We start from the raw sequence: 25844 nt of genomic DNA, 5'->3' as shown, positions 1-25844 counted from the left end.
TGCTACTCAGGCCGGGACGCGCAGAACCTTGGAACAGAACGCGCAATCGACCGGGATGTGCCCATCGTCGTCGCGCATGTCCTCCAGCTGATCCTCGGGGAACTTGGACAGGATCGAGCGATAATGCTCGACGGTGCAACGGCAGCCACGGCTCAGCGGAAGCAAAGGTTCAACCCGTACTTCGCTTTCCTCGTGGAACAGGCGCCACGCCAGTTCCTCCAGCGTCAGCACCGGATCGACCAGTTCGGCGGCCTGCACCGTTCCAGACAGGATCGCGACATGCTCCCAGTCCGGATGGTCTTCCTTGACGTGCAGGCGTTCACGGCCTTCCTCGCCGTCGGGGAAATGCTGCACGAGCATGCCGCCCGCGACGCAGCGCGGCCCGTTCGAGCGGACCGCGATACGGATCAGCGTCGGCAGCTGCTCCGACTGCGCGAAATAGCTCTCGCAGGCATGCGCAAGCGACGCGCCTTCCAGCGGCACGATGCCCTGATAGCGTTCGCCACTGGTCGCAAGGTCGAAGGTGATCGCCAGGAAGCCCTTGCCGAACATCGTCTCGAGCGAGCAGTCCTCCTCCAGCGCCCCGACCATCTCCGGATCGTGGCGCAGATAGCCGCGCAGTTCCCCGTTGCGATAGTCGCAGACCAGCAGGTCCACCGCGCCGCCCTCGGCCTGCGCCTGGAACGTCAGCTGGGCGTTCTCGTCCTTGAGCAGCGAGCCCATCAGCGCGGTCAGCACCAGCGCCTCGGCCAGCACATGCTTGACGACCTTGGGATAGTCATGCGCCGACAGCACCGTCTCCAGCACCGGGCCAAGCCGCACCATGCGCCCGCGCACATGGCGCGCGGGCACGGTGAACGACAGGACTCGGTCGAAGCCGGTATCGTCGCGCAGCAGGTCGTCCTCGATCACAGCTTGCCGAGCGCCCAGAGCAGGACCGACTTCTGACCGTGGATGCGGTTCTCGGCTTCGTCCCACACCGCCGACTGCGGACCATCCATGACCTCGTCGGTCACTTCCTCATTGCGGTGCGCGGGCAAGCAGTGGAGGAAGGTCGCCTTGGGGCGGGCAGCGGCCATCAGCGCGGCATTGACCTGATAGGGCTGCATCGCCGCAACGTGTTGCTCGCCGCCCGGCTGGCCCATCGAGACCCAGGTGTCGGTGACCACGACCTGCGCCCCGGCCACAGCCTCGTGCGGGTCGTTGGTGAGGATGACTTCGCCCCCGGCCTCGCGGCAGCGCGCGATGAAACCGGCGTCCGGCTCGTAGCCCGCCGGGCCGCCGATGCGGATGGTGAACTTCATCAGCCCCGCCGCCTCGATCAGCGAGTTGGCGACGTTGTTGCCGTCACCCAGCCACGCCAGTTGGAGGCCGGGCAGCGCGTGGCCGTGCTCCACAATCGTCAGCAGGTCAGCGACGATCTGGCACGGGTGCGACAGGTCGGTCAGGCCGTTGATGACGGGGACGTCGGCGTAATGCGCCAGTTCCTCGATCTTGGCGTGGTCGTCGGTGCGAATCATGATCGCGTCGACCATGCGGCTGAGAACGCGGGCGGTGTCAGCGATCGATTCGCCGCGACCGATCTGCGTGGAACCTGCCTCCAGGATCAGCGCCGAGCCTCCAAGCTGGCGCATCGCCATGTCGAACGAGACGCGGGTGCGGGTGGAGTTCTTCTCAAAGATCATCGCGAGCGTGTGCCCGGCAAGCGGCGCATCGGCGTCGGCACGGCCCTTGGCACAGCCCGCGCGCGCCGCCTTCCGGTCGATCGCGTCGTTGATCATGGCGGCGAGGGTATCGCCGCCCGCATCGGACAGACTCAGGAAATCCTTCATCACACGCTCGCTTCGATCTTGTAGTCCGCCGCTGCGGCGGAGAGCTTTTCCATGAACTCGTCGATGTGGCTGTCGTCGATGACGAGCGGGGGCAGCACGCGCACCACGTTGTCGCCCGCCGAGACGGTGAGCAGCCCGTGGTTGTCGCGCATGTGCGCCACGAAGGCGCGCGGCTCGACCTTCATCTTGAGGCCGATGAACAGGCCGCGCCCGCGCACCAGTTCGAAGAGGTCGGGATAGTTGCCGATGAACTGCTCAAGGCGAGCCTTGATCCGCTCGCCTTTGGCGCGCACGTCGGCAAGGAAGGCCTCGTCCGGGATCACGTCGAGGATCGCGCCGATCGCCGCCATGGCGAAGGGGTTGCCGCCGTACGTCGAGCCATGCGTGCCCGCGACCATGCCGCGCGCCGCCTTCTCGGTGGCGAGGCAGGCGCCGACCGGGAAGCCGCCGCCGATGCCCTTGGCGGTCGCCATGATGTCCGGCTCGATGCCGTACTGCTCATAGGCGAAGAAAGTCCCGGCGCGGCCGACGCCGCTCTGCACTTCGTCGAGGATCAGCATGAGGTCATGCTCGTCGCACAGCGCACGCAGGCCCTGCAGGAATTCGTCGGTGGCGATGCGGATGCCGCCCTCGCCCTGGATCGGCTCGACCATGAAGCCTGCCGTGTTCGGACCGATCGCGGCCTTCGCAGCCTCCAGATCATTGAATTCGACGTACTTGAAGCCGGGCAGCAAGGGTAGGAAGCCCTTGTGCATCTTCTCCTGGCTGGAAGCGCTGATCGTGGCCATCGTGCGGCCGTGGAAGGCCTGGTTGAAGGTGATCAACTCGTACTTCTGGTCGTTGCCGACCGACTGGTGATAGGCGCGCGCAGTCTTCATCGCGCACTCCACCGCCTCGGCGCCCGAATTGGTGAAGAACACCGTGTCCGCGAACGTCAGATCGACGAGACGCTTCGCCACGGCCTCACCCTGCGGACTGCCATAGAGGTTGGAGACGTGCATCAGCGTCTCGGCCTGCTTCTGGATCGCGCCGACGAGGCCGGGATGCGAATGGCCGAGCGCGTTCACCGCGATGCCGCTGGCGAAGTCGAGGAAACGGCGACCGTCCTCGCTGATGAGATGGCAGTGTTCGCCGCGAACGGGACGCACGCCGCACCGGGGATATACGGGCATCAGCGGGGTAATGGACATGTCGGCATTCCTTGCAGAATCGAGCCCCCAGAACGCGGGTCTTGGCGGGCCTTAGAGAAATCTCGCTTTGAAGATCGCAAACGACAAATGGCGGCCCTACCGGACCGCCATTTGCGCGCGTTTAGATGTTTGCAGCCTCCGGGTCAAACGTCCTTAAGGAGTTCTGGCCGGGAGGAGTGCAGGCAGGATCAACCCTGACGCGGCTGCAGGTTGACCGCCGAGTACTTGCCTCGTCGATCGACCTCGATGTCGAACTCAACCTGATCGCCTTCGTTGAGGCCGGACATGCCCGAGCGCTCGACCGCACTGATGTGCACGAATGCGTCCGGCTGGCCGTCATCACGAGTGATGAAGCCGAAGCCCTTCATGGAGTTGAAGAACTTGACCGTGCCGGTAGCCTTCTCGCCGGTGAGCTGGCGCTGCGGCGCCGGCTCGCGCTTGGCGACGGGGATCACATCGCCAACGACCACGAGGTCGGTTGCCGATACCTTGCCACCGCGATCGACGAGCTGGAATTCGAGCTGCTGGCCTTCGGCCAGACCTTCGAGGCCGGCACGCTCGACCGAGCTGATGTGCACGAACACATCGTCGCCGCCTTCGTCGCGCTGGATGAAGCCGAAGCCCTTGGCTGCGTTGAAGAACTTCACGACGCCCTTGCCCTGGCCGACGACCTGCGCGGGCATACCGCCACCGCCGCCGCCGCCGCGACCACCAAAGCCGCCGCCACCGCCGCCGCCGAAGCCGCCGCCACGGTTGCCACCGCCGAAGCCGCCCCCGCCGCCGCCGAAGCCGCCGCGATCACCGCCGCCGAAGCCGCCACCACCGCTGAAACGGTCGCCGCCACCGAAGCCGCCGCCGCCGAAGCCGCCGCGATCACCGCCGCCGAAGCGATCTCCGCCACCAGCGTAGAACGGATCGAACTCGTCTTCTCCGCCCCGCTTATTGTCGCGTCCCCTTCCGCGACGACCTCTATCAAAACCCATGTCTACTAGCGTACCTTCGCTGCGCCCCAGAAGTATTCGTCAGGCGGGCGGACGATCCACGCCAAACGTCAGGCAAGCGGCCGGGCTAAGGCCCGACCCTCTCCTGCGAACATGACTCTTACACGACTCCAAACGCGATGGCGAACGGAAATGCGAGGTCTTTGCAGCGCTTCGCGACGAATTGGCGGTTTTTAAGCGACGAATGGGCTTGCCTCGGCGCCTCGAAGCGTCTTGAAGGCCGGTTTCCGGCACCGCCCGGCCGCTCGAATACGGGAGAATGCGCAGATGTTCCGCCAGATTACCGAGACCGTCTTCGCCAGCCCGCAGATCGACGTCGCCATGATCGCCGAGGCCAAGGCACTGGGAATCGTACGGATCGTCAACAATCGCCCCGAAGGCGAGAGCGAGGACCAGACCCCCGGCGACGCCATCGCAGCGGCGGCCCGGGAAGCGGGAATCGACTACGTCGCGATTCCCGTGACTCACGCAGGGTTCAGCCAGGCGCAGGTCGATGCAATGGAGCAGGCCCTCGACGTCGAGGGGCCGGTGCTCGCCTATTGCCGCTCGGGCACGCGCTCGACGCTGTTGTGGGCGCTGGCCCGCGCCAAGGCCGGTGACAGCCCGGCGGTGATCGCCTCGAAGGCAGCCGGTGCGGGTTATGACGTCAGCCCGGTGCGCCAGTTGATCGAGATGCTGTCCGCCGGACGATAAGCCGAATACGCCCGCACGGACGGGCCATGATCAGGGCGCTACCAACAACTAGAGCGCGTCGTCACCCTGTTCGCCGGTGCGGATTCGCACGGCGCGGTCGAGGGGAAACACGAAGATCTTGCCATCACCGATCTCGTCGTTGTTGGCGTGCGCACGGATGATCTCGACGATGCGCGGCGCCATCTCGTCGGTCACCGCGATCTCAAGCCGTAGCTTGGGCAACATGCTTGAGGCATATTCGGCGCCGCGATAGACTTCGGTCTGCCCTTTCTGGCGACCGTGCCCGCTGACTTCCGACACCGTCAGGCCGGACACGCCGGAAGCAGCCAGCGCCTCCTTCACTTCGGTGAACTTGAACGGCTTGATGATGGCCGTGACGTACTTCATGCGCGTTCCCCCACTTGCCGCCCCGCAGGCGCAGCATCCCACAAGTCGCATGCATAAAAAAGGGGCCGGAGCGGCTGGCTCCGGCCCTTTGAAGGTTGTGTTCGCAGGAGGAACATCGGTTGGCGACGACGGGAGGGAGGAGAGGAGGAAGTTCCCGCCGCCGCCAAACTGGAGATTCTTAGTTGTAGGCGCGCTCGCCGTGCTCGCCGATGTCGAGGCCGTCGGCTTCGACTTCGGGAGTGACGCGCAGGCCGGTGACTGCCTTGGCGATGAAGATCGCGATCACGGTGCCCACGGTTGCGAGGACCACGGTGGCGAGGACCGCCTCGATCTGGATCACCAGCTGCGGGCCGATGGCGAAGTCCGCCTTGCCGGGGCCGCCGAGCGACGGGGCATAGACGATGCCGGTGCCGATGGCGCCGACGATACCGCCGATGCCGTGGACGCCGAATGCATCGAGCGCGTCGTCATAGCCGAGCATCGGCTTGAGCTTGCTGACCGCGAAGAAGCAGATGATCGAAGCCACAGCGCCCAGGATGATGGCACCAAACGGACCGGAGTTGCCCGCTGCCGGGGTGACCGCGACGAGACCGGCGACGACGCCCGAGCAGAAGCCCAGGGCCGAACCCTTGTGACCCGCCAGACGCTCGGCGAGCATCCAGAACAGACCTGCCGAAGCGGTGGCGACGAAAGTGTTGATCATGGCGAGCGAGGCCGCGCCGTTGGCCGAGAGCGCCGAACCGGCATTGAAGCCGAACCAGCCCACCCACAGCAGGCCGGTGCCGACCATGGTGAGCGTCAGCGAGTGCGGCGGCATCGGCTCGGCCGGGAAGCCCTTGCGCTTGCCGAGGATGATCGCGGCGACCAGCGCCGAGACACCGGCGTTGATGTGGACGACGGTGCCGCCCGCGTAGTCGAGCGCGCCGAGGCCGAAGAAGTAGCCGGTCGGAGCCCAGACCATGTGCGCGATCGGGAAGTACACGATCGTCAGCCAGACGACCGCGAAGACCATGACCGCCGAGAACTTGATACGCTCGACCGTGGAGCCCAGCACCAGCGCGACGGTGATCGCGGCGAAGGTCATCTGGAAGCAGGCGAAGACATACTCGGGAATGGTGCCCGAGACCGAATCGGGGGTGACGCCTGCGAGGAACGCCTTGCCGAAGCCGGCGACGAAGGCATTGCCACCCTCACCGAAGGCCATCGAGTAGCCGTACATGACCCAGATGAGCATGGCGAGCGAGGCCGCGGCGCCGATCTGCGTCATGGTCGAGAGCATGTTCTTCGAGCGGGTCAGACCGCCGTAGAACAGCGCGAGGCCGGGGAGGATCATCAGGAAGACGAGGACGGTGGACGTCATCATCCAGGCGGTGTCGCCCTTGTCGACGGTCGGCACGGCGTCCTGGGCGAAGGCGGCGGTGGAAACGGCTAGCGACGCGAGCGTCGCACCAATTCCGCCGGAAACCTTGGCAAAAATCTTGCGGTTCATCGTGAAAGCTCCCCTCAGAGCGCGGTGTCGCCAGCCTCGCCGGTGCGGATGCGCACGGCCGAAGCAAGGTCCAGGACGAAGATCTTGCCATCACCGATGGCCTCGGTGCTTGCGACCTGCTGGATCGTCTCGACGATCTTGGGTGCCAGATCGTCAGGTGCAGCGACCTCGATCTTCACCTTGGGCAGCATGTTGGTCGAGTACTCGGCGCCGCGGTAGATCTCCGTCTGACCCTTCTGGCGACCGAAGCCCTTCACTTCCGAAACGGTCATGCCGGCGACGCCAATGCCCCCCAGCGCCTCCCGCACTTCGTCCAGCTTGAAGGGCTTGATGATGGCTATGATGAACTTCATGCCTATCCCCTGTTAGCCACCGGCCCCAGCGCCGGCTAACAGGATACTAAGCAAGGGGTGTGCCAATTTACCGATCAGCAAGAATCAGTGCTGATTCAACAGGTGGATAAACCGTAGATCGCGCCGGAAGCACGCAACGTCGCCCGATTCATGGGCAGTTGCCTAAATTTTAGGCAACACAAGCGAGGCACAGACCGGGAGATGGTCGGAGCCTATCGCCGACAACGGGCTGTGATGCACATTGGTTCCCACAACTTCCCACTCGGCGGACACGACGATCCGATCGAGCAGTGCCATCGGCCGCCGGGACGGAAAGCTCCGGCCCGGCGCCAGCACCTGCCAGCCCACGCCGAATTCACGAAGGCATCCGCCGCGCTGCGCCCATTCATTGAGGTCGCCCATCATCACGGTCGGCACGCGCTCGGCGCAGTCGGCGCAGTGGGATAGCACCGAACGAACCTGATGCCGCCGGCGGATGCCCGAGAGATCCAGGTGCATGCCAACTACCCGCAGGCGCCTGCCCTCGATCAGGAGGTCCGCCCGCACGGCCCCGCGCGGCTCCAGCACCGGCAGCGGCACCGGCGCCGCCTCGACGATGTCGATACCTTTGCGCACGAGGATCGCATTGCCATGCCAGCCGAGGCTGTCCGGCTTCATCGACATGGGAACAGCGACGTAATCGGTAGCGGCATGGATCGCCTCGAGCGGCAGCACCGCCATGCGGCGGCCATAGCGGCGATCGACTTCCTGCAGCGCGACGACGTCGGCGTCGATCTCCTTGAGCACGGTCAGGATGCGCTCGGGATCGCGCCGCCGGTCGAGGCCGACAGCCTTGTGGATGTTGTAACTGGCGAACTTGATCTGCAACGAGCGGCTCCGGCGATTGGCCTGTGTAGCAATCCGCCGGAGCGCCGTCAGGTTCCTGCGTGAACCGTTATGGTGCGATCAGGCGCCCCTCAACGTTCCTTGGTCGCGCTGAAAGTCAGCTCGGGATTGCGCTCCTGCTGGTAGCTCACATCCCAGGCCGATCGGGCCATGAACACCGGGTCGCCGTCACGGTCCTTGGCCAGGTTCATCTTGTTGAACTCGCCGAAGTCGCGCAGCGCCTTGTCGTCGCCCTTGAGCCAGCGGGCGGTGTCGAACGGCGAACCTTCCAGTACTGCCTCCACCTTGTACTCGGCTTCCAGGCGGCTGATCAGCACGTCGAGCTGCAGCTGGCCGACGACGCCGACGATCCACTGCGAGCCGATCTCCGGGTAGAACACCTGAATGACGCCTTCTTCGGAAAGGTCATCAAGCGCCTTGCGCAGCTGCTTGGTCTTGGTGGGATCCTTGAGCGCCACGCGGCGCAGGATTTCCGGGGCGAAGTTGGGCAAGCCGACGAAGCGCACGTCGTTCTTCTCGGACAGCGTATCGCCAACGCGCAGGGTGCCGTGGTTGGGAATGCCGATGATGTCGCCAGGCTCGGCATTGTCCGCGATCTCGCGGTCCTGCGCGAAGAACAGGATCGGCGAGTGCACCGCGATCGGCTTGCCGAGGCCCGAGGGCGTCAGCTTCATGCCGCGCTTGAAGGTGCCCGAAACGAGCCGCATGAAAGCGATGCGGTCGCGGTGCATCGGGTCCATGTTGGCCTGCACCTTGAAGATGAAGCCCGTGACTTCCTTGTTGTCCGGTTCGATCGTGCCCTGGTCCGACGGCTGCGGCCGCGGCGGCGGAGCGTGACGCGAGATCGCGTCGATCAGTTCCATGACGCCGAAGTTCTTGAGCGCCGAGCCAAAGTAAACCGGCGTCAGGTCGCCCGCGCGGTAGGCCTCGACATCGAATTCCGGATAGCCGGCCTGCGCGAGTTCCAGCTCCTCGGCGACGGCGTCCGGCAGCGCCGCACCCTTGTCGATCTTGCCGAGAAATTCCTTGGAGGCACCCTCAGGGCGACTGATGCCGCCGCTGGCGAGGTCGAGGATGCCCTCGAACACGCCGCCCATGCCGACCGGCCAGGACATTGGGCACACGTCGAGCGCCAGCATGTCCGCCACTTCGTCGAGCAGATCGAAACAGGCGCGGCCTTCACGATCCACCTTGTTGATGAAGGTGATGATCGGCACCGAGCGCAAGCGGCAGACTTCGAACAGCTTGCGGGTCTGCGGCTCGATGCCCTTGGCGGCATCGATCACCATGATCGCCGAATCGACCGCAGTGAGCGTGCGGTAGGTGTCTTCCGAGAAATCCTCGTGACCCGGCGTATCGAGCAAATTGAAGGTGATCCCGTCCCGCTCGAAAGTCATGACCGAGCTGGTCACGGAAATGCCGCGCTGCTGCTCGATCTTCATCCAGTCCGAGCGCGCCCGCCGCGCTGCACCGCGCGCCTTCACCTGCCCGGCAAGGTGAATCGCGCCGCCTTGCAGCAGCAGCTTCTCGGTCAGCGTGGTCTTGCCCGCGTCAGGATGCGAGATGATCGCGAAGGTACGGCGGGACTGGTGGGGCGAAGTGCTCATCGGCGCGCTATTAGTGGGCTGGGGGCGAGAAGGAAAGTCCCGCCGCCCAGGTGCGTGTCGCGGATCGGGGCGGCGACAGTTGGCCTGCGCGGGCTATGCGCTAAAGGTGGCTACAAAGGTGACCGCAACGTTCGCCCGAACAAGAGAACGACCATGACAGAGCCGACGCCCACCCTGTCGCACCGCTTCGATCCCAGTATCCTGCGTGAATACGACATCCGCGGCATCTTCGGCATGACGCTGTTCGAAACGGACGCCTATGCGCTGGGGCGCAGTTTCGGGGCCATTATGGGAAGAGGGGCCGGCGTCGTGGTCGGACGCGATGGCCGGCTGAGTTCACCCGCGCTCGAACAGGCTCTGGTCGATGGCCTTTCCGATGCGGGCGTGAACGTCATCCGCATCGGTCTTGGGCCGACCCCCATGCTCTATTTCGCTGAAGCCTCAATTCCAGAGGTGGAGGGCGGCATTCAGGTAACTGGCAGCCACAATCCCGCCGATCACAACGGCTTCAAGCTGGTACTTGCGGGGGCGCCGTTCTTTGGTGCCGACATCGTCCGGCTGGGCAGCATGGCTGCAGCCGGCGATCTCCCCGCTGCGGAAAATCGCGGCCACATCGAGGAACGCGACGTTCTTCCGGCTTACGTCACCCGACTGCTCGAGGGGCTGGCCGGTTGCGATGGAAACCATCTTTCTCGGCTTCGGGTCGGCTGGGACGCGGGTAACGGCGCGGCTGGCCCTGCTCTGGAACGTCTGATCTCGCAATTGCCGGGCGAACATCATCTGCTTTTCTCCGAAGTGGACGGGCGGTTCCCCAATCACCACCCGGACCCTACGATCGACGCCAATCTCTCAGACTTGCGCAGGCTGGTCGCGGCGAAGAACCTCGACTTCGGACTAGCTTTCGATGGCGACGCCGACCGAATCGGTGTCGTCGATGGAACGGGTCGGGTGCTGGACGCCGACCGGCTCCTCCTGATCTTCGCGCGTGACCTGTTGGCACGCCGCCCCGGCGCAGGCGTAATCGCGGACGTAAAGGCCTCGCGCACGGTTTTCGAAGGGGTCCGCGCCCTCGGCGGCCGGACCGAGATGGCGCCGGCAGGCCACTCGCACATCAAGGCGAGGATGAAGCGCAGCGGTGCATTGCTGGGAGGCGAGACGAGCGGCCATTTCTTTTTCGCCGATGACTGGTTCGGCTTCGACGACGGCCTCTACGCCGCGCTGCGGTTGATTGCCGCCACAGCCCGGCTGGAATCGAGCGTTGCCGCGCTCCGCGACGCCACGCCCGCGCTGATCAGCACGCCGGAATTGCGCTTCCCGGCCGACGATGCGCGCAAGTTCGCGGTGGTCGAGGAGGTCATGCAGCGGCTTGCGCTGGCAGGTGCCCGGGTCGATGCGATCGATGGCGTCCGCGTCGATACGCCGGACGGCTGGTGGCTCCTGCGCGCATCGAACACGCAGGCCGCACTGACCGCCCGAGCCGAAAGCGATACGCAGGCGGGCCTGCAACGCCTGCTGGACCAGATCGACGGCCAGCTCGCCGCTTCGGGACTGGCCGGAACGGCAAGGGCATAGCCGCTTCGAGCGCCGTGAAACTGCATCCACTGCGGTGCTTTTATCCCGGAGTGCCGATATGCTCCCCTCGATGCGCGCAATGACAACGCCCCCTTCCCCCGTGCCGTCGGAGATCGCGGCATGGTTCGATTCGCGCGGTTGGCAGGTGCGCAGCCACCAGCAGGAGATGCTCGCCGCAGCGGATCGGGGGCACCACGCGCTGCTCGTCGCTGATACCGGTGCGGGCAAGACGCTCTCCGGCTTCCTGCCGACGCTCGCGGCGTTCTGTCCCTCTCGCCTCGGACCCGGAAAATCGCCCGAGGGGCTCCACACACTCTACGTATCGCCACTGAAGGCGCTGGCGACCGACGTGCAGCGCAACCTTCTCACGCCCGTCGAGGAGATGGGCCTGCCGCTTCGCATCGAAACCCGCAGCGGCGACACGCCATCCGACCGCAAGGCCCGGCAGCGCGCGCGGCCGCCACATATCCTCCTGACCACGCCCGAATCGCTTTCGCTGCTGCTATCCTATCCTGAAGCGCCGGAACTGTTCGCCAGCCTCAAACGCGTCGTAATCGACGAGGTCCATGCCTTCGCTACCGGCAAGCGCGGCGACCTGCTGGCATTGTCGCTCTCCCGGCTGCAGGCGCTGGCCCCGGACCTCCAACGCTCGGCGCTCTCGGCAACCCTTGCCGATCCGGACGAATATCGCGGATGGCTGGCCCCCTGGGGCGAGATCGAAAGCGTCGAACTGGTCGTAGGAGAACCCGGTGCTGATCCACTGGTCGAAATCCTGCTCCCACGCGAAGAGCGCATTCCCTGGAGCGGACATGCGGCGACCTGGGCGATCCCCCAACTCATCGAACAGATCAAGGCCCATCGCACCACGCTCGTGTTCACCAACACCCGCTTCCTTGCCGAATATATCTTCCAGGAACTATGGGACGCGAACGAAGGCAACCTGCCGATCGGCATCCACCACGGATCGCTTTCGCGCGAGGCACGGCGCAAGGTCGAGGCGGCGATGGCGGACGGGAAGTTGCGCGCTCTCGTCTGTACCGCCAGCCTCGACCTCGGCATCGACTGGGGCGATATCGACTTGGTGGTGCAGATGGGTGCGCCCAAGGGCTCATCGCGCCTGCTGCAGCGGATCGGGCGCGCCAACCACCGGCTCGACAGCCCCAGCGAGGCAATGCTGGTACCGGGCAACCGCTTCGAATTCCTCGAGGCCTTCGCCGCGCAGGAGGCCGTGCGCGAAGGCCAGCGCGATGGCGACGCCTTCCGCCCCGGCGGCCTCGATGTCCTCGCCCAGCACGTCATGGCGATGGCGTGCGCAGGGCCGTTTCGCGAGGAGGCTCTGCTCGCCGAGGTACGCTCATCACTCAGCTACGCCTGGGTGGACGAGACGATCTTCGCCCGCGTCCTCGAATTCGTCGCGACCGGCGGCTATGCCCTGCGCGCCTACGACCGCTTCCGCCGCATCGTGCGCGACAGGGACGGGACCTGGCGACTGACCCATCCCGAACATGCGGCGCGCCACCGGCTCAATGCAGGGATCATCGTCGATGCCGAGATGCTCGACGTGCGCTTTCGCAACGGGCGTTCGCTGGGCAAGGTGGAAGAAGGTTTCGGCGCCAGTCTTGAGCCGGGCGATACGTTCCGCTTCGCCGGGATGGACCTGGAAGTCGAAGCGCTGAAGGATCTGGAACTCATCGTGCGCGCCGCGAAGCGCTCCGCGACGATACCCAGCTACATGGGCCAGCGCATGCCGATCTCGACGCATCTTGCCGACCGGGTGCGCACGATGCTTGCGGACCGGGCCGGATGGGCGCGGTTCCCGGACGACGTGCGTGAATGGCTGGAAGTTCAGGACTGGCGCTCGCACCTGCCGGCTCCCGGCCAGTTGCTGGTGGAGAGCTTCCCGCATCGGGGCCTCGCCTACACCAGCTATTATACATTCGAGGGCTGGAATGCGAATCAATCGCTCGGCATGCTGATCACCCGGCGCATGGAAGACCAGGGGCTGGGCCCGCTGGGCTTCGTCGCGACCGACTATACGCTGGTGGTCTGGGGGCTTAAGGCGGTGGACGATCCGGCCGCGCTGCTTTCACCCGATATCCTGACTCACGAGTTCGTCGACTGGGTCCAGCAATCCTACTTGCTGCGCCGCGCCTTTCGCGAGGTGGCGGTGATCTCGGGGCTCGTCGAGCGCCAGCAGCCCGGCAAGCGCAAGTCCGGGCGACAAGTCACGTTCTCGACGGATCTGATCTACGACGTGCTGCGCAAGTATGAGCCCGATCACTTGCTGATCGAGGCGGCCTGGGCCGACGCGCGGGCCCGGATGACCGATGTGGCCCGCGTGGCCGACGTGCTCGACCGGGCTGCTCGGGAGATCGACCACGTGATGCTTGACCGGATCAGCCCGCTCTCGGTGCCAGCGCTCTCGATGATCGGCCGGGAAAGCCTGCCGTCCGGTGCGGCCGACGACGACCTGTTGCTGGAGGCCGAGAGTCTGGCATCGGTCGCCATGCGCATCGATCCTGCTGCCGAGGATTGAAGGCAAACAAAAAGGGGCGGATCGCTCCGCCCCTTTGGGTGCCCCTTGCGGGACCAGCCTTTGAACGATCGGCTTACTTGCCGAAAGTCGCGAACTGTTCGTTGCCGACGAAGCCGAACTTCGTGACCTGCGAGGCCTTGATGACCTCGAGAACCTGTGCCGACAGCTCGTAGCTGGCTTCCGGCTCGGGCTGGAACTGAAGTTCCGGCTCGGGGGTCATGCGGGTCGTGGCTTCGAGCGTCTGGACCAGACGCCCCTGATCGATCTGGGTCCCGTTCCACATGACCTTGCTGTCCTGAGTCAGCACGATCTTGTTCTTGACGGGGTCGATCGGAGGCGGAGTGTCCGTCGGAGGGGTCGCGACGGGCAGATCGATATCGATCGAGTGCGTCGCAACCGGGATGGACATGATGAACATGATGAGGAGGCAGAGCATGACGTCGATCAACGGCGTCGTGTTCATCTCCATCATCGGCTCGCCATCAGACTTGCCTGCTGACATTGCCATGAGATGTTACTCCTGTTCCCGCGCGTCAGTTAGGATCGATCGGGTTGGTGATGAAGCCAACCGTCGGATAACCCGAAATCTGGACGTTGTAGATCGCACCGGCGACGCAGCGCCAAGGCGATTCGACGTCACCACGAATGTGGACCTGCGGGATGAGATCCGGGTTTGCCATGAGAGCCTGCGGACCACCTTCGCGCTTCACGATCGCGTCAAGACGCTTGAAGGCCTGGTCGCGCAGTTCCTCGGAAGTCACCGGCGTCACGTTGTTGATGTAGATGCGGCATTCACCGCCGCGGTTCGCACCCTGGAAACCGGGTTCGCCCGCGCTCTTGCCCGAAGCGTCGGTGGTCGAGACGGTAAGGAGGAGATTCTCCACCTTGTCCTTCGACTCCTGCGCTACGATGACGGGAATGCGCAGCTTCTCGATCGTCTGAATCGCGACCGGAACCGCGATCAGGAAGATGATGAGCAGCACCAGCATGACGTCGACGAGCGGCGTCGTGTTGATGTCGGACATCGGTGTCTCTGCACCGCCTCCGCCCGTGGATATCGCCATAGTCTTATCCTAATCCTTGCGTTGCCTGGGGGTCGGCAGCGACTTCTCGCATGCTTCGAGCCGCCGCCTTCTTCTTGACCCCGACGGGGGCGGATCGGGTCAATGAGCCGATCCGCTTCGTTCCCCGTGCTCTTACGGCTTGGCGGGAGCGGCAGCCGGCTTGGCGGGGGCCGGAGCAGCCTTGGCCGCGACAGCGACGGTCGGCTTGATGGCGCCCTTCGAGTTGATGTTCGCGAGAATGTCGTTCGAGAAGCCGGTCAGCAGTTCGGCAATACGCTTGTTGCGCGACTGCAGGTAGTTGTAGGCAAGCACGGCCGGAACGGCGACGAGCAGACCGAGCGCGGTCATGATCAGCGCTTCACCGACCGGACCCGCGACCTTGTCGATCGAGGCCGAACCGGCGAGACCGATCGCGATCAGTGCGCGGTAGATGCCGACGACGGTACCGAACAGACCGATGAACGGCGAGGTCGCACCGACGGTGGCGAGGAAGGGCAGGCCGCCGGAGAGGCGAGCGTTGATGGTCGCTTCCGAACGCGACAGCGAACCGTGCAGCCAGTCGTGGGCTTCAAGCGAGTCGGTCATCTTCGAGTGCTGGTCTTCAGCGGCGATGCCGTCTTCGACGAGCTGGCGCCATGCGCTGTTCTTCTCGAGCTTGGCAGCGCCTTCACGCAGGGTCGGAGCCTTCCAGAAGGTCGTGCGGATCGCGTTGAACTGGCGCAGGATCTTCGACTGCTCGAACCACTTGGTGAACAGGATGTAGAACGAACCGAAGGACATGATGCCCAGGATGATCACGGTCGCGTAAGCGATGAAACCGCCCTGCTGAAGCGCTTCGGCGAAGCCGAACTTGTTCTGCGGCGCGCCCGCGGCGGCAAGGATGTCAACGATAAGCATGCGAGTTACCTCTCAAGAAGAATGCAGGATGTGATCGGAGCGGTCGAATTACCCAATGACCTGAACCGATCCCTTGGAGATTAGTTGAGCTTGTACACGATCGCGGTCGAGTACGACGACGAGATCGGGTTGCCGTCCGCATCGAGCGCCGGGTCGAAGCGCGCGTAGCGCTGCATACCGTCGCAAGCGGCCTCATCCAGATCCGGGCTGCCGCTCGAAGCGGAAACGGAACAGGCCGAAACCTTACCGTCGCCACCGACAGTCACGCGAACACCGACGCGGCCTTCGCGCTCTTCACGAGCAGCGCGGGTCGGATAGTTCGACTGAATGCGGGCGGCCCAGCTGCCCTGGCCCTTCGGCTTGACGCCGCGAGCCTTAGACGGACCGGGCGGCGGCGGCGGCGGAGCCGGCGGCGGCGCTGCGGTCTGGATCACCACCGGCGGAGCCGGGGGCGGAGTGATCACAGTCTGCACCGGCGGCGGAGCCGGGGCGATGTTGATCGGCGGCGGCGGCGCCACGATAGGCGGCGGCGGCGTATCTTCCTTCGGAGGCGGCGGCGGTGGCTCTTCCTCCTTGGGCTTTTCCTCCTTGATATCCACGGTGGTCACCTTGTTGATGACCTTCTTCGCCGCCTCATAGGCCAAGCCGGTGACGAGCGCATAGCCGACGAAGACATGGATCAAGGCGACAATGACAAGAGCAACAACCTTGTTGGTGCTCATCTGCTGGTCAGCGTAAGCCATTCAGACGCATCACTCCATTACCAAGCCCCGGACAAAAATTCCCGGAAGAACATGCCCAAGGGCGCCCATGGACTCCCCCCCGGAAAGAGGGAACCCATGACGAAACTCCAAATTACCCACCCTGACGGCTAACAGTCTGCCCATCCGACGACAATACGAAACGGGAGGCGAACCGAGGAGCTATTGCTATTTTTGCCCCATTTTGCAGGCTTCTTAACGTCGAAGCCCACCCCACGCAACGCCTTATCGGCCCAGCGGGGGTTAACGCGCGATTCATGCCCGGTTAGCTCAAATTGATCCAGTGCAATTTTGAGTTGAGGCCGCTCAAGGGCTATAAGCCATCGCATTTCCACGGAGATTATCGTCCATGCCTTTGATTTCGCGCCCCCTTGCAGCGGCCCTGGCGGGTGCTTACATCGCGCTTGCGCCCCTTGCGGCGAGCGCCCAGGGGCCGCTCGAGACGCCCGGTGAAGTCACTTATGCCGACATCGCCGACCTAGCTGATTCGGCAGGTCTCGTGGTGCAGGCCCAGATCACCAAAATGACCCGCATCGATAATGAACGGGCGCGCGGTCTCACTCCGGGACATGGACGCTTCTATATAGAGGCCCGCACCAGGGCCCTGCTGGTGGGCAAGGCCCCACTCGGCGAATCGGTCACCTACCTCGTCGACCTCCCGCTCGACGCCAAGGGCAAGGCACCCAAGCTGAAGAAGCAGGTCGTGTTCCTGTTCGCACGCGCCGTGCCGGGCCGTCCCGGCGAACTTCAACTCGTCTGGCCGACCGCACAGCAGATTTCCACGCCCGCGCGCGAGACACGGCTCCGTTCGATTCTCCAGGCCCTTGTCGCTCCTGACGCGCCTGCGAAGATCACCGGCGTGCGCGAGATGCTGTTCGTCCCCGGCAATCTCGCAGGTCAGGGGGAGACCCAGATCTTCCTCAACACCCACGATAATTCGGCCGCCTCGATCACGGTGAAGCACGAACAGGGCCAGGCTCCGACATGGGGCGTGTCGTTCTCCGAACTGGTCGCCGACCTCGGCCACCCCCCGGAACCGGACACGCTCGAGTGGTATCGGCTCGCCTGCTTCCTGCCACGTACCCCGCCTGCCGGCGCCAATGTCTCGGGCAGCTTCGCCGAGCAGCAGCAGGCTCTGGCGGACTATCGCATGGTCCTGAGCCAGCTCGGCCCCTGCGCGCGGACACTTAAGTGACACCGCGATCGGCGTTCGTGCTGGAATTTGACGCCCGCCTGCCTTAGTGCGCGCTCCCGAACAAGGAGCTAGCATGGCCGAACCGCTGAATATCGCGCTTGCCGGACTGGGAACCGTCGGCACCGGCGTCGTCCGTCTCATCGAGACCAATGCGGAGCTGATCGCCCGCCGCGCCCGCCGTCCGATCCGCATCGCCGCCGTCAGCGCGCGCGACCGCACCAAGGATCGCGGCGTCGACCTCTCGCGCTACGACTGGGTGGACGACACCGCCGCCCTCGCCGCGCGGGGCGACGTCGACGTGGTGGTGGAAATGGTCGGCGGCTCGGACGGCCCGGCCCTCGCCCTCGCCCGCAACTCGATTGCGGGCGGCAAGAGCCTCGTCACCGCCAACAAGGCGATGATCGCGCATCACGGGCTGGAACTGGCCGCCGCCGCAGAGGCGAAGGGCGTTGCGCTCAAGTTCGAGGCGGCCGTCGCGGGCGGCATCCCGGTCATCAAGGGCCTGTCCGAAGGCGCCGCCGCCAACGCCATCGAGCGCGTCTACGGCATCCTCAACGGCACCTGCAACTACATCCTCTCGACCATGGAGGACACCGGCGCGGACTTCGGCGACGTTCTCGCCGAAGCGCAGCGGCTTGGCTATGCCGAGGCCGATCCGACCTTCGACATCGAGGGCATCGACGCGGCGCACAAGCTGTCGATCCTCGCCGCCATCGCGTTTGGTTCGCAGCTTCGCTTCGACGCGGTGGAGACGATGGGCATCAGCCGTGTCAAGGCCGCCGACATCGAGCAGGCCCGCTCGCTGGGCTACGTCATCCGCCTGCTCGGCATGGCCGGTGTCGATCTTGCGAGCGGCGCCCCTCGCCTTTTCCAGCGCGTGCGTCCGCACCTGGTGCCGATCGACCACCCGCTCGCCCATGTCGACGGGGCGACCAACGCGGTCGTGGCCGAAGGCAACTTCATGGGCCGCCTGCTGTTTCAGGGCGCGGGCGCCGGAGACGGCCCAACCGCCAGCGCGGTCGTCGCCGACATCATCGACATTGCGCGCGGCGAAAAGGGCGCGGCATTCTCGATGCCCGCAGGCGAGCTGGAAGCGATGGAACCGGCGGAATCCGGGCACCGCGTGGGCAGTTCCTACATCCGCTTCACCGTGCCGGACCGTCCGGGCGTGCTGGCCGACATCACCGCCGCCATGCGCGATGCGGGCGTCTCGATCGAGAGCCTGATCCAGAAGGGCGATCCCGATCAGGACGGCGAAGTCATCCTGGCGGTCGTCACGCATCCGGGGCCGGAGAGCGCCGTCACCGAGGCGATGCGCATTCTCGACGGGTCGGACAGCCTGACCGCGAAGCCGCTGGTGATGCAGATCATCGGGGCCTGAGATGGGCCGGGGGACGCCTCTTCGGAGGCATCCGTCCTGTACGTTCTATTCCTGAGCACTCCCGGAGCCGCCACTCCGGGACGCCGCCTTCATGGCGCGCGCAGTTCGCCCTTCGCGATCTTGTCTGCGTCCGAGCCGGCCGGGGCCTCCGGGATCGTCGAAAGATCGATGATGTAGGGCTGCTCGGGCGGGCACGGCGGGATCATGCACAAGCCGCCCATCGTCGCCTTGCCCTTGAAGATGCCGTTGCCCGAAACGTCCGGCGTGCGCGGTCGCCCATCGTTGGCACCCACGCCGGTCGGGTCGTCGTCTCCGGTGGAGGGGACGCGGTACTGGTCCGGCGTCGGCGCACAGACCACGATCTCGCCCTGTTTCATGGTTCGCAGACAGGCGTTGCGCGAAGTATCCTTCGTGATACGACCACCTGTGCCCAGCATCTTTTCGGCGATCGCACGATCTCCTGCAGAAGCGCCGGAAGCGTCTTGAGCAATCGCCGGCGCGGGAGCGATTATTGCGATTGCGAAAGGGAAAATCCAGCTTCTCGACAATTCAAAATCCTCTGTCTAATCGGTGAAAATCTTGCCTCCCTGGATTAATCCGGAGTGAACATGTCCGAAAACACTACCCCCGCAAGTCATGTACTCGATCGCGTTCTGGTCCTCGAAATGGTGCGCGTCACCGAGGCTGCCGCCATCGCCGCGTCCTCCCTCATAGGACGCGGAGACGAGAAGGCAGCCGATCATGCCGCAGTCGAGGCAATGCGCAAGGCCTTTGACGGCCTCTACATCGACGGGACGGTCGTAATCGGCGAGGGGGAGCGCGACGAGGCACCGATGCTCTTCATCGGCGAGAAGGTCGGCGGCGCTCCGGGCAAGGGTCCGAAGATCGACATCGCGCTCGATCCGCTCGAAGGCACCACCATCACCGCCAAGGCCGGGCCGAACTCGCTGGCAGTGCTGGCGGCGGCGGAGGAAGGTGGCCTGCTCAACGCGCCCGACGTCTACATGGAGAAGATCGCGGTCGGCCCCGGCTATCCGGACGGCGTGATCGACCTCGACAAGACCCCGACCCAGAACGTCGAGGCGGTGGCGGCGGCCAAGGGCGTGAAGCCTTCGGACATCATCGTCTGCGTGCTCGACCGCCCCCGCCACGAGGCGCTGATCGCCGAGCTGCGCGAGATCGGCTGCGGTGTCGTGCTGATCGGCGACGGCGACGTGGCGGGCGTCATCGCCGTGACCGACGAGGATACCACGATCGACCTCTACATGGGCTCGGGCGGCGCGCCCGAGGGCGTGCTGGCTGCTGCGGCGCTGCGCTGCGTCGGCGGACAGTTCAACGGCCGCCTGCTGTTCCGCAACGATGACGAGCGCTCGCGGGCGCGCAAGTGGGGCATCAAGGACCTCGACAAGATCTACAAGCTGGAGGAACTGGCCAAGGGCGACTGCATCTTCGCCGCCACCGGGGTCACCAGCGGCTCGCTGCTCGACGGGGTGAAGCGGCGCAAGGGCGGCATCATGACCACCGAAAGCGTCGTCATGCGCGCCAGTTCGGGCACCGTGCGCTGGATCAGGGGCGAGCATCGGATCTGACGCAAGGTGACGCAGGTTTACACGGTTGACACGGTCCAGGGGCAAAAGACGTCACCTTGGGCCGGAAAGTGTCACCTTGCGGGCCTAAGGTGACACATTTTGCGCTGGATGTGTCACCTTGTGCGGGCGAGGTGTCACCTTGCGGTGTAACCTTGTGGCAGAAGGTGAGCGACGGACGGGGCATGAGCGCAATGTACCGGAGCGCGCCATGTGTAGGAAAGCGGACCTTCGAAAAGCGCCCCATTGGGGACCTTGTATATCCTCCCTGTTCCGCAGGAATGGGGAGGGGGACCGCCGACGAAGTCGGTGGTGGAGGGGGAGAAGCCCCTCCGTCAGCCCTGCGGGCTGCCACCTCCACATTCCTGCGGAACAGGGAGGATAAAACGGCTGCTTCCCACCCAGAGTCATCATTCAAACACCATCGTCATCCCAGCGAAGGCTGGGATGACGATCTGATTTCGGATCGACCGCTTCCCATCCAAGCCGCAACCGTGCCTCAAATCGGGCCGATGCGGTGACAATCGGTCGCCGACTATTGCAATCCCGCGACACCCGGCTACAGGGCCGGTCCCAACGACCGACCGCCAGGAACCGTCACGGGGATTCGCAAATGAAGATCATGTCCGGCAACAGCAACCTGCCGCTCGCACGCGCGATCGCAGGGTATCTCGAACTGCCGCTCACCGACGCCGCCGTCCGCCGCTTTGCGGATGAGGAAATCTTCGTGGAAATTCACGAGAACGTCCGCGGCGAGGACGTCTTCGTGGTCCAGCCGACCAGCTACCCCGTCAACGACAACCTGATGGAACTGCTGATCTGCATCGACGCGCTGCGCCGTGCCTCGGCCAAGCGCATCACGGCCGTGGTCCCCTACTTCGGCTACGCCCGCCAGGACCGCAAGCCCGGCCCGCGCACCCCGATCTCGGCCAAGCTGGTCGCCAACCTGCTGACCGAAGCCGGCGCCGACCGCGTGCTCTCGGTCGATCTGCACGCCGGGCAGATCCAGGGCTTCTTCGACATCCCCACCGACAACCTGTTCGCGGCCCCCGTCATGGCAGCGGACATCCAGGCCCGCTACGGCGACCAGTCGCTGATGGTGGTCTCGCCCGACGTCGGCGGTGTGGTCCGTGCCCGCGCGCTCGCCAAGCGCCTCGACAACGCGCCGCTCTCGATCGTCGACAAGCGCCGCGACAAGCCGGGCCAGTCGGAAGTCATGAACATCATCGGTGATGTGAAGGGCCGCGCCTGCATCCTGATCGATGATATTATCGATTCGGGCGGTACCCTGTGCAACGCCGCGCAGGCGCTGATGGACGAAGGCGCCGCCAGCGTCACCGCCTACATCACCCATGGCGTCCTGTCGGGCGCGGCGGTGAGCCGCGTGACCAATTCCGCGCTCAAGGAACTGGTCATCACCGATTCGATCATGCCGACCGAAGCCGCCAAGGCTTCGGACAAGATTCGCATCCTGCCGATCGCCCCGCTGCTTGGCGAGGCGATCCGCCGCATCGCCGACGAAAGCTCGGTGTCCAGTCTGTTCGACTGAGCTGTCGCTAAGAACCACCCCTGCCCCCTCCCGCAAGCGGGAGGGGAATGAGACCGTTTGCTTGCCCTCCCGCTTATCCTGAGCCTGTCGAAGGGGGAGGCCCGGGAGGCTTGGCCCGGAGGGCTTAGCCGGACGGGGTGGGCGACAATTATCTCTACTCCCAGGGCCGCGCCTGGCGCGATTCGAGGGCGAGCGTCAGGATCGGCTGCGGGCGCGTGACGAACTGGCGCGGCGACATGCCGAACAGTTCGGTGAATTCATGGATCAGGTGGCTCTCGTCGTAATAGCGCAGGGCGATCTCATCCCCTTCGCGCGCATCGGCGACGCCGCGCAGGTGGCTCGCCATGTCGAGCGCGCGGGCGCGGCGCAGCACCTGCTTGGGCGGCAGGCCGAAGTCACGGCTGACCACGCGCTCCAGCTTGCGGCGATCGACCCCGCACTCGGCCGCCGCATCACTGACAGAAATGCCCGGATCGCGCAGGCTGATCTCCTCGAACCGCGCGGTCACCGGGTCAGGTGCCGCACCTCCCAGCCTCTCGACCTGCTGGCGAACCAGACCCTCGATCGACTGCAGCCATTCCTCCGGCGTCGCATCAGGCTCCAGCGCCTGCAGGAAGTCGTCCGAGGGCGCCGTCAGAACGTCGGTCGGAACGATCTTGTCGAGAAATTCGCCCACGCGCGCCAGCTTCAGCGCCGTGCCCGTTCCCGGACGGATGATGTAGCCCACGCTTACGAAGCTGCCTGTCACCGAGATCGGCATGCGCCGCGAGTGCGGACCGAAATAGAACGCGCCGCCCTGGGTAGTGATGGGACCATCGACGGTTTCCGCCGTCCAGTCCCCGGCCATTTGCACGCGCACGCAGGCCGTGTCGCTGAACAGTCCGCAGGACACCGTGTAATCCTTGGGCAGATCGACTTTCGTGACATAGAGGCGGCCCAGCCAAGGTGCCAGATCCGGCGCAGGCGCGCGGTTGTAGGACAGGGGTTGCCCGTCACGTGTAATGCCTTGCTGCGGCGCAATCGAGGGATCGACCGCAGGACGGTTCCTGCGTTGCATGGTTACCCTGTTTTAAAGATGCCCTCGAAAAGCGATAATTGCGCAACGGCTTGGGAGCAATGTGAGAAAATCTACAATGGCTGTTAGATTCCTAGTATTTTCTTGCAGGTAATGCCCCCCGGATACCCCTGACCCAAGGAACTTGACCGGATCACCGTTCGGAAGGCAGAGCAGGCGGCATGAAACTCGACCACGACATCGCCCTCGCGCTCCGCCTCGCCGATGCGGCCGGTGAAGCGATTCGCCCTCACTTCCGCACCGGCCTCGCCGCCGACCGCAAGTCCGACGCCTCGCCCGTCACCGTGGCCGACCGGGCGGCAGAAGAAGCCATGCGGCGCATCCTCAAGGCCGAAGTCCCGCGAGACAGCATCATCGGCGAGGAGTTCGGCACCGAGACCGGCACCTCCAACCGGACCTGGGTGCTCGACCCGATCGACGGCACCATCGCGTTCATGGGCGGGCGTGCGACCTTCGGCACGCTGATCGCGCTGCTGGTCGACGGCTGGCCGGTGCTGGGGATCATCGACCAGCCCATCCTGAACGAGCGCTGGGTCGGCGCCAGCGGCCACGCCACCACTTTCAACCGCCGCGAAGTGCGCACCCGCCCCTGCCGCGAACTCTCCGACATGATGCTGGCGACGACAGGCCCGCAGTACTTCGACGACCATCAGGGCGCCCACTTCATGGCGCTGGCGGCCAAGACCGACCACAAGCGCATGATGTTCGGCGGCGACTGCTACAACTACGGCCTGCTGGCGAGCGGCCACATCGACCTCGTCTGCGAGGCGGGGCTCAAGCTGCACGACTGGGCGGCGCTGGTCCCCATCGTCGAGGGCGCGGGCGGCATCATGTGCGACTGGAACGGCGAGCCCCTGAATGCGGACTCCGGCGGCGAAGTGCTGGCGATCGGCGACCCGGCGCGGCTGGAGGACGTGATCGAAGCGATGGCCTGTGACAATCACGGCCATCATCACGACTGACCTTTGAGGCTGTTCTTCTACGGCACGCTGCGCCCCGATGCGGATACGCCGATGGCGCGGTGGATTGCGGCGCGGTCGATCCGGGCCGAACCGGGCGAGATCCCGGGGCGGCTTTACGCGGTCCCGGACACGCGCGGCTGGTATCCGGCGCTGGTGCCGGGTTTGGGGCAAGTGCGCGGGGTACTGTGCGACCTGCGGTTGCGACCGGGCGATCTCGCGCGGCTGGATACCTATGAAGGGCGCGAGTATCGGCGCCTTGCCCTGCCGGTGCGCACGAGCGCAGGGCGGGTCACCGCCCAGGCCTATATATGGCGAAAAGGTCTGCCGGAGGGCCCCACCATCGGCCCGGACTTCCTCGAATGGCTGCACGGCATTCGGGGTGTGGCGTACTCGCCATCCCGGACCTCATGGCGGCAGGGGCTTCGACAAGCTCAGCCCGAGCGGATCTGAGAGAAAACCTGAGATCCCGCTCAGGCTGAGCTTGTCGAAGCCCCCGCGTTAAAACGGGCCGCTTGCCTTTCCTGCATCCAGCCACTAAGGGCGCGTCCTTCAATCGACACGGTCGAGTCTGCCCCTGGGGAGATTCGCGGGTCGGCCTGGCGAAAAGGGCTGCCATGGCCGGCGGGACGTGTCCCGATCAAAGGAGACGAAAATGCCCAAGCTGAAGACCAAGAGCGGCGTGAAGAAGCGCTTCAAGCTCACCGCCACCGGCAAGGTGAAGCACGGCGTAGCCGGCAAGCGCCACCGCCTCATGAGCCATAACGGCAAGTACATCCGCCAGAACCGCGGCACCGAAGTCATTTCCGACGCCGATGCCAAGGTCATCAAGAAGTGGGCGCCCTACGGGCTCAACTGAGGAGTACTGACGAATGAGCCGTATCAAGAGGGGTGTCACCACCCGCGCAAAGCACAAGCGGATTCTGGACCAGGCCAAGGGCTATCGTGGTCGCCGCAAGAACACCATCCGCGTCGCACGCCAGGCCGTCGAAAAGGCCGGCCAGTACGCGTACCGCGACCGCAAGATCAAGAAGCGCACCTTCCGCGCTCTCTGGATCCAGCGCATCAACGCGGCCGTCCGCGCTGAAGGCCTGACCTACTCGCAGTTCATCCATGGCGTGAAGCTCGCCGGGATCGAACTGGACCGCAAGACGATGGCCGACCTCGCCATGAACGAAGGCGGCGTGTTCAGCACCGTCATCGCGCAGGCGAAGGCAGCTCTGCCCGCGGCGGCGTAAGCCACCGACGCGTAAAGCTCCTCAGCTTCATCGCGCGATTTCAAAGGGCGTGGATGGCATGTGCCGTCCGCGCCCTTTTCGCGTGTTGGGATAGCGCACCAGCTGGGTTCCTGCCTGCGCGGGAATGACGACAGGGTGTTAACTGCCGATTGAAGCGATTCCGCTGCATCACTCTTCCCAGTCATTCCCGCGAAGGCGGGAACCCAGCTGGTGGCCCCTCCGATGCGCGAAACCTTCGATCCATGCACGTACCTCCTCGCGTCACATCGCAACGGTACGCTCTATGTCGGAGTCACATCGAATCTGCTTCGTCGCCTCCATCAGCACCGCGAGGGCTTGATCGAAGGGTTCACGAGCGACTACGGCGTGCATCGACTGGTCTGGTTCGAGCGGCACGCGACGATTGAAAGCGCGATCCTGCGCGAGAAGCGGATCAAGACGTGGAACAGGGCGTGGAAACTCGCCCTGATCGAACAGGCCAATCCCGATTGGCGCGACCTTGCGGTGGATTTCGGCTTCGTGCCGCTGCCACCGCCCCGGATCGTCAGGGGATAGGGCATCAGATGGGTTCCCGCCTTCGCGGGAATGACGAGT

The 25844-nt window shown here is 65.1% G+C and carries 27 protein-coding genes; 12 read left to right on the top strand and 15 right to left on the bottom strand.

Annotated features, from left to right (window positions below):
* Positions 1 to 6: 6 nt before the first annotated feature.
* From hslO to BES08_RS34590, 4 genes are all read right to left on the bottom strand, one after another.
* On the bottom strand, positions 7 to 912 hold the full coding sequence (hslO, locus tag BES08_RS15485; RefSeq protein WP_051587186.1) for an Hsp33 family molecular chaperone HslO: 906 nt from the start codon (positions 910 to 912) through the stop codon (positions 7 to 9).
* Positions 909 to 1832 (bottom strand): ornithine carbamoyltransferase, encoded by a 924-nt coding sequence (gene argF / locus BES08_RS15480; protein ID WP_420873458.1) that lies wholly within the window; start codon positions 1830 to 1832, stop codon positions 909 to 911. The genes hslO and argF overlap by 4 nt, the downstream gene beginning before the upstream one ends.
* The gene (locus tag BES08_RS15475; protein WP_036529922.1) at positions 1832 to 3022 is read right to left on the bottom strand and encodes an aspartate aminotransferase family protein; all 1191 of its coding nucleotides are present in this window, start codon (positions 3020 to 3022) and stop codon (positions 1832 to 1834) included. The genes argF and BES08_RS15475 overlap by 1 nt, the downstream gene beginning before the upstream one ends.
* A gap of 188 nt (positions 3023 to 3210) precedes the next feature.
* Entirely contained in the window at positions 3211 to 4005 is a 795-nt protein-coding gene (locus tag BES08_RS34590; protein WP_069708833.1) for a cold-shock protein, read from the bottom strand.
* A gap of 285 nt (positions 4006 to 4290) precedes the next feature.
* Between BES08_RS34590 and BES08_RS15465 the strand changes: the two genes are divergently transcribed.
* Entirely contained in the window at positions 4291 to 4716 is a 426-nt protein-coding gene (locus BES08_RS15465) for a protein tyrosine phosphatase family protein (RefSeq protein ID WP_008832050.1), read from the top strand.
* Positions 4717 to 4764: 48 nt separating this feature from the next.
* Here the strand turns inward: BES08_RS15465 and BES08_RS15460 are convergent, their stop codons facing one another.
* The 5 genes from BES08_RS15460 to BES08_RS15440 all read right to left on the bottom strand — a co-directional run bounded on the left by BES08_RS15460 (position 4765) and on the right by BES08_RS15440 (position 9437).
* Positions 4765 to 5103 (bottom strand): P-II family nitrogen regulator, encoded by a 339-nt coding sequence (locus BES08_RS15460; protein ID WP_069708832.1) that lies wholly within the window; start codon positions 5101 to 5103, stop codon positions 4765 to 4767.
* Between the two features lie 178 nt (positions 5104 to 5281).
* Positions 5282 to 6592, bottom strand: coding sequence for an ammonium transporter (locus BES08_RS15455; RefSeq protein WP_008832048.1), 1311 nt, complete (start codon positions 6590 to 6592; stop codon positions 5282 to 5284).
* Positions 6593 to 6606: 14 nt separating this feature from the next.
* A complete protein-coding gene (locus tag BES08_RS15450) occupies positions 6607 to 6945 on the bottom strand; it encodes a P-II family nitrogen regulator (protein ID WP_008832047.1) in 339 nt (112 codons plus the stop codon).
* A 162-nt stretch (positions 6946 to 7107) separates the two neighbouring features.
* Positions 7108 to 7812, bottom strand: coding sequence for an endonuclease/exonuclease/phosphatase family protein (locus BES08_RS15445; RefSeq protein ID WP_036529918.1), 705 nt, complete (start codon positions 7810 to 7812; stop codon positions 7108 to 7110).
* 89 nt (positions 7813 to 7901) lie between these two features.
* On the bottom strand, positions 7902 to 9437 hold the full coding sequence (locus BES08_RS15440; RefSeq protein WP_008829628.1) for a peptide chain release factor 3: 1536 nt from the start codon (positions 9435 to 9437) through the stop codon (positions 7902 to 7904).
* A gap of 153 nt (positions 9438 to 9590) precedes the next feature.
* Here BES08_RS15440 and pgmG point away from each other — a divergent pair, with 153 nt between their 5' ends.
* Both pgmG and BES08_RS15430 read left to right on the top strand, forming a co-directional pair.
* Positions 9591 to 11009 carry a phosphoglucomutase/phosphomannomutase PgmG gene (gene pgmG / locus BES08_RS15435; protein ID WP_231958054.1) on the top strand — a complete coding sequence of 473 codons (1419 nt, stop codon included), beginning with the start codon at positions 9591 to 9593 and terminating at the stop codon, positions 11007 to 11009.
* 79 nt (positions 11010 to 11088) lie between these two features.
* Positions 11089 to 13545, top strand: a complete 2457-nt coding sequence (locus BES08_RS15430) for a ligase-associated DNA damage response DEXH box helicase (RefSeq protein ID WP_069709294.1) — start codon at positions 11089 to 11091, stop codon at positions 13543 to 13545.
* Between the two features lie 73 nt (positions 13546 to 13618).
* Here the strand turns inward: BES08_RS15430 and BES08_RS15425 are convergent, their stop codons facing one another.
* The 4 genes from BES08_RS15425 to BES08_RS15410 form a co-directional block, all read right to left on the bottom strand.
* Positions 13619 to 14053, bottom strand: a complete 435-nt coding sequence (locus BES08_RS15425; RefSeq protein ID WP_008829625.1) for an ExbD/TolR family protein — start codon at positions 14051 to 14053, stop codon at positions 13619 to 13621.
* Between the two features lie 25 nt (positions 14054 to 14078).
* A complete protein-coding gene (locus tag BES08_RS15420; RefSeq protein WP_008829624.1) occupies positions 14079 to 14609 on the bottom strand; it encodes an ExbD/TolR family protein in 531 nt (176 codons plus the stop codon).
* Positions 14610 to 14741: 132 nt separating this feature from the next.
* Entirely contained in the window at positions 14742 to 15506 is a 765-nt protein-coding gene (locus BES08_RS15415; protein WP_008829623.1) for a MotA/TolQ/ExbB proton channel family protein, read from the bottom strand.
* A gap of 80 nt (positions 15507 to 15586) precedes the next feature.
* Positions 15587 to 16249 (bottom strand): TonB family protein, encoded by a 663-nt coding sequence (locus tag BES08_RS15410; protein ID WP_008829622.1) that lies wholly within the window; start codon positions 16247 to 16249, stop codon positions 15587 to 15589.
* Positions 16250 to 16616: 367 nt separating this feature from the next.
* On the opposite strand from BES08_RS15410, the gene BES08_RS15405 reads away from it, so the two are divergent.
* Both BES08_RS15405 and BES08_RS15400 read left to right on the top strand, forming a co-directional pair.
* A complete protein-coding gene (locus BES08_RS15405; RefSeq protein ID WP_069708831.1) occupies positions 16617 to 17462 on the top strand; it encodes a hypothetical protein in 846 nt (281 codons plus the stop codon).
* Positions 17463 to 17535: 73 nt separating this feature from the next.
* A complete protein-coding gene (locus BES08_RS15400; protein WP_069708830.1) occupies positions 17536 to 18843 on the top strand; it encodes a homoserine dehydrogenase in 1308 nt (435 codons plus the stop codon).
* Between the two features lie 89 nt (positions 18844 to 18932).
* Here the strand turns inward: BES08_RS15400 and BES08_RS15395 are convergent, their stop codons facing one another.
* On the bottom strand, positions 18933 to 19220 hold the full coding sequence (locus tag BES08_RS15395; protein ID WP_231958052.1) for a hypothetical protein: 288 nt from the start codon (positions 19218 to 19220) through the stop codon (positions 18933 to 18935).
* Between the two features lie 231 nt (positions 19221 to 19451).
* Here BES08_RS15395 and glpX point away from each other — a divergent pair, with 231 nt between their 5' ends.
* Entirely contained in the window at positions 19452 to 20432 is a 981-nt protein-coding gene (gene glpX / locus BES08_RS15390; RefSeq protein WP_008829618.1) for a class II fructose-bisphosphatase, read from the top strand.
* A 610-nt stretch (positions 20433 to 21042) separates the two neighbouring features.
* On the top strand, positions 21043 to 21978 hold the full coding sequence (locus tag BES08_RS15385) for a ribose-phosphate pyrophosphokinase (protein WP_008829617.1): 936 nt from the start codon (positions 21043 to 21045) through the stop codon (positions 21976 to 21978).
* Between the two features lie 154 nt (positions 21979 to 22132).
* Here the strand turns inward: BES08_RS15385 and BES08_RS15380 are convergent, their stop codons facing one another.
* Positions 22133 to 23035, bottom strand: a complete 903-nt coding sequence (locus tag BES08_RS15380; RefSeq protein ID WP_069708829.1) for a helix-turn-helix domain-containing protein — start codon at positions 23033 to 23035, stop codon at positions 22133 to 22135.
* A gap of 179 nt (positions 23036 to 23214) precedes the next feature.
* Between BES08_RS15380 and BES08_RS15375 the strand changes: the two genes are divergently transcribed.
* From BES08_RS15375 to BES08_RS15355, 5 genes are all read left to right on the top strand, one after another.
* Positions 23215 to 24015 carry an inositol monophosphatase family protein gene (locus BES08_RS15375; RefSeq protein WP_008829615.1) on the top strand — a complete coding sequence of 267 codons (801 nt, stop codon included), beginning with the start codon at positions 23215 to 23217 and terminating at the stop codon, positions 24013 to 24015.
* A gap of 3 nt (positions 24016 to 24018) precedes the next feature.
* Positions 24019 to 24465: a gamma-glutamylcyclotransferase family protein gene (locus tag BES08_RS15370; RefSeq protein ID WP_069708828.1), complete on the top strand. Its 447-nt coding sequence runs from the start codon at positions 24019 to 24021 to the stop codon at positions 24463 to 24465.
* A 202-nt stretch (positions 24466 to 24667) separates the two neighbouring features.
* Positions 24668 to 24871, top strand: a complete 204-nt coding sequence (gene rpmI / locus BES08_RS15365; protein ID WP_008829613.1) for a 50S ribosomal protein L35 — start codon at positions 24668 to 24670, stop codon at positions 24869 to 24871.
* A 13-nt stretch (positions 24872 to 24884) separates the two neighbouring features.
* The gene (gene rplT / locus BES08_RS15360; RefSeq protein ID WP_008829612.1) at positions 24885 to 25250 is read left to right on the top strand and encodes a 50S ribosomal protein L20; all 366 of its coding nucleotides are present in this window, start codon (positions 24885 to 24887) and stop codon (positions 25248 to 25250) included.
* Between the two features lie 222 nt (positions 25251 to 25472).
* The gene (locus tag BES08_RS15355; RefSeq protein WP_036529909.1) at positions 25473 to 25805 is read left to right on the top strand and encodes a GIY-YIG nuclease family protein; all 333 of its coding nucleotides are present in this window, start codon (positions 25473 to 25475) and stop codon (positions 25803 to 25805) included.
* The last annotated feature ends 39 nt before the right edge of the window (positions 25806 to 25844 follow it).

Source organism: Novosphingobium resinovorum, assembly GCF_001742225.1.
GTDB classification, from domain to species: domain Bacteria; phylum Pseudomonadota; class Alphaproteobacteria; order Sphingomonadales; family Sphingomonadaceae; genus Novosphingobium; species Novosphingobium resinovorum_A.
Note: the sequence above shows the minus strand (reverse complement) of the source record. Positions and strands in the feature narration are given on the sequence as shown.